This window comes from bacterium (genome assembly GCA_026398675.1).
Lineage (GTDB): Bacteria > RBG-13-66-14 > RBG-13-66-14 > RBG-13-66-14 > RBG-13-66-14 > RBG-13-66-14.
Genome location: JAPLSK010000169.1, coordinates 1 through 7,916 on the forward strand (window position 1 = coordinate 1; position 7,916 = coordinate 7,916).

5 protein-coding genes and 3 pseudogenes are annotated in these 7,916 nt (G+C 64.6%); 4 read left to right on the forward strand and 4 right to left on the reverse strand.

What is annotated here, in order from left to right:
- Nucleotides 1-64: 64 nt before the first annotated feature.
- Nucleotides 65-1,276, reverse strand: a complete 1,212-nt coding sequence (locus NTW26_05270) for a T9SS type A sorting domain-containing protein (GenBank protein ID MCX7021676.1) — start codon at nucleotides 1,274-1,276, stop codon at nucleotides 65-67.
- A gap of 14 nt (nucleotides 1,277-1,290) precedes the next feature.
- Nucleotides 1,291-1,854, reverse strand: a complete 564-nt coding sequence (locus NTW26_05275; GenBank protein MCX7021677.1) for a hypothetical protein — start codon at nucleotides 1,852-1,854, stop codon at nucleotides 1,291-1,293.
- A gap of 290 nt (nucleotides 1,855-2,144) precedes the next feature.
- On the opposite strand from NTW26_05275, the gene NTW26_05280 reads away from it, so the two are divergent.
- Nucleotides 2,145-2,459, forward strand: coding sequence for a hypothetical protein (locus NTW26_05280; GenBank protein MCX7021678.1), 315 nt, complete (start codon nucleotides 2,145-2,147; stop codon nucleotides 2,457-2,459).
- A gap of 114 nt (nucleotides 2,460-2,573) precedes the next feature.
- On the opposite strand, the pseudogene NTW26_05285 reads toward NTW26_05280, so the two are convergent.
- Nucleotides 2,574-3,848, reverse strand: a pseudogene (locus NTW26_05285) (adenylosuccinate synthase).
- Between the two features lie 239 nt (nucleotides 3,849-4,087).
- On the opposite strand from NTW26_05285, the pseudogene NTW26_05290 reads away from it, so the two are divergent.
- Nucleotides 4,088-5,158 (forward strand): annotated as a pseudogene (locus NTW26_05290) (tetratricopeptide repeat protein).
- On the opposite strand, the pseudogene NTW26_05295 reads toward NTW26_05290, so the two are convergent.
- Nucleotides 5,155-5,487: pseudogene (locus NTW26_05295) on the reverse strand (hypothetical protein). The pseudogenes NTW26_05290 and NTW26_05295 overlap by 4 nt on opposite strands.
- A 227-nt stretch (nucleotides 5,488-5,714) precedes the next feature.
- Between NTW26_05295 and NTW26_05300 the strand changes: the two are divergent.
- Together NTW26_05300 and NTW26_05305 are read left to right on the forward strand one after the other, a co-directional pair.
- Nucleotides 5,715-6,515 carry a tetratricopeptide repeat protein gene (locus NTW26_05300; protein ID MCX7021679.1) on the forward strand — a complete coding sequence of 267 codons (801 nt, stop codon included), beginning with the start codon at nucleotides 5,715-5,717 and terminating at the stop codon, nucleotides 6,513-6,515.
- Nucleotides 6,512-7,916 (forward strand): hypothetical protein (locus NTW26_05305; GenBank protein MCX7021680.1); only part of this gene is annotated, 1,405 nt, incomplete at its 3' end. The genes NTW26_05300 and NTW26_05305, both read left to right, overlap by 4 nt.

Consider the following 7,916-nt stretch of genomic DNA (forward strand, 5'->3'; position numbering starts at 1 on the left):
GTTCTCAACCTGGACCCTCACCCCCATCCCGTCGGCGCGCCGCTCCCACAGGGAGAGGGGGGCGCTACCGGCTGACGACCAGCCGCCGCGTCAACGACCCCGCGCTCGTTTCCAGGCGGTAGAGGTAAACACCGCTGGGCACATCGGCGCAGGACCAGGCGACCTCGTGACGCCCGGCGGTCAGCTCCGAGTCAACGAGCGTCGCCACCCGCCGGCACGAGAGGTCGTACTCCGACAGTACAACGCGGCCGTCGGCGGTCAGGGAGTAAGTGAAGTTGACAACATCCCCCGACGGGCTGGGGTAGGCGGCGTAGAGGGCGAGCTCGGGCGTTTCACCGGGGATGGTGATCGCCTCCGTGGGGCCGAAGCGGGAGACCGACCCGTCGGCCTCGGTGACCTCCAGCCAGTAGGAATAACTCTCGCCGGGCTCCACGTCGCGGTCGAGGTATCTCGATGAATCGCCGGGCAGAACGCCGGAAATGATCTCCGGCTCGCCCTCACCCCGCAGGACGCGCACCCCGGCCGGTTCCCCGCCCGAGAGGCGCCAGTTTACGAGAATTCCCTCGTCGGTCGCACCCGCGCCGAAGTCGGCGACGTCCACCCCGCCGCCCAGGTCCACGTCGAAGTACCAGTCCAGCTCCTCGGCCCAGTATTCCCCGCCCTGGTCGTCCAGCGATTTCACCCGCCAGTAGATGCGGTCCCCGTCCTCTAGGCCGCCGGATAACGTATATTCCGACTCTTCAATATCCGTGATTTCATTATAGGTGTTGAAATCCGGGTCTTCGCCCCACCAGAGGGTGTAGCTTTCGAGCCCGTCGAGGTCGTGGTCCTCCCAGTCAAACGTGAAGGGGAATTCGTATATCGTATCACCTTTTCCGGGGCTAAGCAGGTGAAAACGGTTGGGTTTATACCAAGCAAGTTTCAAATCATTATTGCTCCCGTCGTAATACGAAATATACGAATTATCGGACGTATCCAGCGCCAGGGAGGTGTATTCACCCACGGCACCCTCCGAGTCCACCGTCTCGATCTGCCAGGTGACGCCGTCCCAGCGGGCGTACTTCAAATCATAACCAACGAAAAGTATGGTATAACAATACGAGATGCGGGGGTAGTCGGAAGAATCCAGCGCAAGGGAGGTGTAATCGCCCACGTATCCCTCCGAGTCCACGGTCTCGATCCGCCATTCGGCGCCATCCCAGCGGGCATATTTGAGATCATAGTTATCTAAATCATAATATGAGATGTGGGGGTAGCCGGAGTCATCCAGCGCCAAGGAGGAGAAGAAGCCTACCCATCCCTCCGATCCAGAGCCAGGGAGATGTAGTAACACGTAATACCCTCCGAGTCCACGGTCTCGATCCGCCATTCTGAGCCGTCCCAACGGGCGTACTTCAAGTTTGCGTTATCCCAGTCGCTATACGAGATATGCGGGTAGTCGGAGGAGTCCAGCGCCAAGGAGGAGAAACTACCCACGTCACCCACCGAGTCTACCGTCTCTATCTGCCAAACGGCGCCGTCCCACCGTGCGTATTTAAGATCAACGTTGGTGGAATCAAAATAAGAAATGTAAGGGTTGTCGAAGTCATCCAACCTCAGGGAGGTGTACTCACCCACGTCACCCTCCGAGTCCACCGTCTCGATCTGCCAGGAGGAGCCGTCCCAGCGGGCGTACTTGAGATCATCGTCGTATTTATCACAATACGAGATGTGGGGGTAACCGGAGGAGTCCAGCGCCAGGGAGGTGAATTCACCCACGTCATCCGCTGAATCCACCGTTTCGATATGCCACTCACCGGCCGAGGAGACAGACGCCAAGACAAGTAGGATTACCGTTGAGCAAAGCGCTTTCATGACTCCACCACCCATCTTATTCTTTCTTGACGTAATCAATTTAGTCCGAAAATAATCGAGTGTCAAGGTCTGGTAGAATATTTTTTACAAGAAAGTCACATATTTCTGTAACCAGCCCTTGACAGCCACGAAAATTTGGGCTAATTAAACCCCGGGGTTCGCCCGAAAGTACAATTCACGCCACAAAAGGAAAACGTGATAAAAACACTGTACATAGTGCTCATCGTCGCCATCGCCGCCGGCGTAATCGCCCTGGTGGCCGCTCCGACGCCGTCTCCACGGACGACGAGGTGAAACCGCTGGCCGTGAGCAATTACGCAGTGTACGGAACGGTTTACGATAGCCAAGATCCACCGCAGCCTGTAGCAGAGGTATGGGTACTAGTGTTCAAAAAGGCATTGCCGGGCCTCTCCTGGACTTACATTGCTATGGATCAAACAGACAATGGAGGCAACTATGTGTTCGACCCCCTGTTGGGCCCCTGGCCGGCGGGTTGGTACGGCAAGGTTGACTGCACAAACGACGATATTACCGCAGAGAAAGATTTTGACATCTATCCGGAAGAAGGGCCGGTCGAAGCGGATATTTGGCTACCTCTACCATAGGCCGGCAGCTTTTGGCTTTACACAATATTAAGAGGCGGGGACTCGGCCCCGCCTGCTTTCGTTATCCACTTGTCTACCCGCACCACCGGGCTCCTACGGGGACCGGACCGGGAGCTAGAAAACCTCCTCGAGCCAGATTATCTGGTCGCGGCGCTGTCCCACGCTTATCGCCACCACGGGCACCCCGCAGCCTTCCTCGATGAAGCGCAGGTACGCCTGGGCTTTTTTCGGCAGGTCGTCCCAGGAGGTGATGCCCGAGGTGTCGGTCTTCCAGCCGGGGAGGGTCTCGTAGACCGGCTCCGCCTCGGCCAGGAGCGACACGGGGAGCGGCATCTCGTGGAAAATTTTACCGCGGAGCTTGTACGCTGTGCAAACAGGAATCTCCTCGAGCTCATCCAGCACGTCGAGCTTGGAGACCACGGCGCCGTGGAGGCCGTTGACCCGGGCGGCGAGCCGGAGCGGGACGAGGTCCAGCCAGCCGCAGCGTCGCGGCCGACCCGTGGAGCGGCCGTACTCGTAGCCCCGCTCGCGCAGGTATTCGCCGGTGGCGTTGGCGAGCTCGGTGGGGAAGGGGCCCTCGCCCACGCGGGTGAGGTAGGCCTTGACCACGCCCAGGGCGTATTCGAGTTTGTCCAGGCCCACGCCGGAGCCGATGGCGGCGAAGGGGGCCACCGGGTTGGAGCTGGTGACGAAGTGGTAGGTGCCGAAGTCCACGTCCAGAAGGCTCCCCTGGGCGCCCTCGAAGAGGACGCTTTTACCCTCGGCGATGTAGCCGTTTATCAGGAGCGAGGTGTCCACGATGAAGGGGGCCAGGCGCTTCCCCTCTTCGGTCAGTTGCCCGTAGACCTCTTCGATCGGCGGGTATTCGCCGGAGCCGGTCCAGCGGGCGCGGTAGGCGTAGGCCGCCTCCAGCTTCGCCCGGAGGTCGCGGGCGTCCAGGAGGTCCTCGACGCGGACGCCGTAGCGGGCGTACTAGTCGCAGTAGGCGGGGCCGATGCCGCGGCGGGTGGTGCCGATGGGCGTGGAGGTGGAATCCTCGAGGGCGCCGTCGGCCGCCTTGTGGTGGGGCAGCACCAGGTGGGCGAAGCCGGAGACGAAGAGCCGGTCGGCGAGGTCTATCCCCCGTCGCTTGAGGTCGTCGTACTCTTCCAGGAGCAGCCCGGCGTCCACCACGCAGCCGTTGCCGATGACGCAGGCCGCCCCCTCGCGCACCGCCCCCGAGGGGACGAGATGCAGCACGTATTCCTCCTGGGCGACGACGATGGTGTGGCCGGCGTTGGCCCCGCCGTTGAAGCGGACCACCATGTCGGCCCGGCCCGACAGGCAATCCACCACCTTCCCCTTACCCTCGTCGCCCCACTGTGTGCCCACGACTACGATAGTTGACATATTCACCTCACGACCGATCGTTGGTCCGTTTCTTGCCCGTTCTTTTACACCCCGGCGGGTGTTGGGCGCAAAACCGCGTAATACTACCATGAAGCCCCCGGCTGGGCAAGGGTGGATTGACTCCGACCGCATCTGGTTATAATTGCGCGACTTCGCTCCCCGTCGGACTTCCGGCCCCGAACGTGTTATAATATGTACAAGTCACTGGGCTGAAGTGAGCCCCTCTGAATGTATTCAAAATGAAGCTATCCGCGACAGCCGGATGGGTGTTGTTTTTGTGTACCGTTTTCACGGTGCCGGCATCCGCGCGTGCCGAAACGGAGGATTTCTACGACCGGGGGCTCTTCGGCGTCACCGAGCTTTTAGCCACCCCCGAGGCGGTTTTAAACGCCGACTCCGAGGCGCTCTTCCTTCTCGGTTCGGCGGAGCTGGCCGAAGGCTCCCCCGAGCTGGCCACGCACCACCTCGAGCTCTTGATTCTCAACGACCCCACCGACCGCCGCCTGGAGCAGTCACTCTTCTCGGTGGGTCAGGGCTACCGCGCCACCGGCAGTCACGCGCGCGCCGCGGCGAGCTTCCGTGGGGTCACCCGCGTCACCACCGACGCGAAGACGCGCCGGCTCTCCCTCTACTACCTGGGCGACAGCCTCTACGCCCTGGGCGATTACGAGGCGGCGCTTCGGGCTTACCGGGAAATCGAGCGCGAGTACGAACCGTCCTGGAGGTTGTACTTCGCGCTGGCCCAGACCCAGCTCCAACTGGAGGACCCCGCCGGGGCCGAGGTGAGCCTCGGTCGGGCCGGGGAACTCTGCGACGAGCCCGCCTGGCGCGGGCAGATAAGATACTGGCAGGGCCGCACGCTCGTCGCTCTCGAGGACTATGCCGGGGCGGCGGAGGCTTTCAACCGGTCCCTCGCCGATTCGCCCCACGGTCTCGTGGCGGAGGTCCTCTACGAGCGCGGGTTGGTCCTCTGCGCCCTGGGCGAGTACGACGAGGCCGCGGACAACCTCCACGACGCCCTGGGCTGGGACGAGTTCGAGCCCGAGAAGGAGGCCGTCGCCCGCTACTATATGGGCTACGCCTCGTACAAGGCCGGCGAGTATGCCGCCGCGGAAGCCGCGGCCGCCGGTCTCACCGACGACACACGCTGGGGTGAAGCGGCCGGGTGGCTTCTGGCCGAGGCCGCCTACGCCGGGGGGGATTACGCGGTGGGGGCCGAAGCCTTCACCCGCATCGCCGGGAACGGCGGGGAGGGGGCCGACACCGCCCGGTTCAAGGCGGGTCTGTGCCTCTACCACCGGCAGGACTACGGCGCCGCCGAGGGGTGCTTAGCCGCCCTTTCCGGGACGGAGCTCGCCGGCCTGTCCGCGTACTGGGACTGGATGGCGGTGCTGCAGAGGAACCAGGCGAAGGCGGCTCCACCGCAGCCTCCCAGCCAGAAGCCGCTGGCGAACTCGGCCCAGCCTGCCTTGGTGAACAGGTCGGCCGGTGGGTTGTCGATGGTGGCATCGCTGGGCTGCATGTTGGGCCCGTTGCCGGCGGTGCCGTAGATCGAGAGGCAGATCGTCAGGATCGAGACCAGACCGATGGCGGCCAGCAGTCCTGCCGTGCTTGCGAATTCGGTGGTCCGGAGGGGGCCGGCGGCGCATCGCCGACTGCCGCTACGGTCTGGGGGAATTCGACCGGGCATACATCCTCTACTCCAACCTCGTGGCGGAGAGCCGGATAACCGAGGTGGTTGACGACGCGTCCTACGGCGTTGAGTTGGCCTCCTGGCGGAGGGGAAGGTATCCCGACGTGGCGGCGGCGACGGAGGCCTACCTGGCCCTCCGGCCCCAGAGCTACCTGGCCCCGGAGCTCACGCTGATGCTGGCCCGCAACCTTCGGGATTCGGGGGACCTGGAGGGCGCCATCGGGCTCTACGGGCGCATCCTCTCGGACTACGGCGAATCCCCCGAGACGGCCGAGGCCACGCGGGAGCTGGCCCGGTGCTACCGCAAGACCGGCGAGCTGGACGAGGCCCTCGCCCTCCTGCTCGAGGCGCTCTCCGCCGGCACCTCCGATTCGGTCCGCGCCGGGCTTCACTTCGAGATAGCCCAGATCGCCCGGGAGCTCGGTGACTACGACCGAGCCATCCTCCACTATTCGAGCGTCATTAACGGCTACCCCGGGAGCTCGAGTTACGTCCCGGCCCTTTACGAGCTGGCCTCCTGCTACAAGGAGATCCGCCTCCTCTCCTCGGCCCGCGCTATGCTGGACCGGCTCCTGGCCCTCGATTCGGTTGACGGATACCGGGACCGGGCCTACCTTCTGCGCGCCTTCGTAGAGCAGATGGACGGCCGCGAGGCCAAGGCCATCGAGTACTACCGGCTGGCCGCGGTGAGCTCCACCCCCGAAATTTCCGTCCAGGCCTTCTTCTGGCTGGGCGAGTGCTACTTCGGGGTCGGGCAGCTCGACGACGCGCTCTCCACCTTCCAGCGGGTCATAGACGACTACTCGGACCGTTACCCCTCCTACGCCGCGCGCGCCCTTTTACGCCGGGGGCAAATCTACGAGCGCCGGCAACAGCCGGTCGCCGCCCGGCGGCAGTACGTCCTTTTGATCCGCGGCGACTTCCCGATGAGCTACCGCCAGGAGGCTGAGAACCGCCTCGCACAGCTGCGGTGATCCGTCCTCTCATCGTACTCCTCCCCCTCCTCCTGACGCTCCCCGCCGTCACCCTCACCCGTTCCGAGGAAGCGGCTCTCGCGGAAACCGAGGAGCTTCTCGGCGAGCACGTATCCCCGGACCCCCGCACCGAGGCCCTGGCGCGTCGGGTGCTCGTCGCCGGGGAGCGGTTCACCGACAGCCCCGGCGTCCTGGAGACCAATCCCGCCGGGGAGGCGCTCTACCCCGAGCCGCACACCCGGTTTTTCCGCTTCGACGGCTCTCTGGACTGGAACACCAACGGCGCGGCGAGCGTGGCCCACGCCCTGGAGCTCGGACGGTTCGCCTACTCCCTCGCCGGATCGTACGACGTCCGGGACCGCCGGGCGGGGATGAGGGAAGCGTTAGAGGGTCGGATGTCCGCCGGCTGGTTGGATCCCCGGGGTAACCGGCTGATCCTCCAATCGGACTACGACCGCTGGAGTCACGCCCTGGAGGAGGGCGACCAGGAACAGGACGCCTGGACGGCATCCCTTCTCGGCGTCTGGCGGCCCGAGGATGAGGTAACCGCCTTCGCCGAGGCGGGGGTCGGCTCCCTCGAGCAGCGGAGCCCGGAGTGGTTCGACGTCCTGGATGCGCACGCCGCCGCGGGCGCCAGACTCTTCATCGGCTCCAGCGATTTCCTCGCCGCCGATCTCGCCTACCGCTTCTCCGACGCCGCCGACTCTCGGAACAGCGCGCGCATATACCTCTCCAACACCTTCACCTCCGACAGGGTACTCTTCGTCTCCACCGGGGCGGGGATGACCTTCGCCGGGGAGCCGATCCTCGAGTTCGGCGGAGCGGTGCGTCTCCTCTTCGGACCCCTCTCCCTGGTCAGCCTGGTCGGACGGCGGAGGGCTGATGTCCCCGATCCCGACCGGCAATGGCTGCGCATCGAGGGGCTGAACCGGACGGGGACTATGGAAACCCGCGTCACCGAGAACTACTACCTCGAGTATTCCCTGCACCTGTCGGAATCCTCGGTGGCCGGCGTGCGGGGCGGGTACCGCCGGGTCGTCAACCCCTGGGAATACGCCCTCGATCCTCGGGGCGGCATCGCCTTCTCCAACGGCCCGGCGCGCGAGCTGCTCATCTTCGATGCTTACTGCGATTATCAGCTTCCCGCCGATTTCTGCCGGGGCCGGTTGCGGGTGAACTACGAATTGGCCGACGCCACGCCGCCGTGGGGACCTGCGGACGTGGCGCCGCCGCCCCACTTCGCCCTGCACAGCCTGGACCTCGCTCTGGAGCTCGTCCCACTGGACTGGATGACGGGCTCGATCACCCTCGGGTACACGAGCCGGCGCCGGGACGGGCTCGGCGGGGAGTTGGCCGGGGCGGTGGACCTCGGCCTGGAGGTCGCCTGCCGAATGAGCGAGG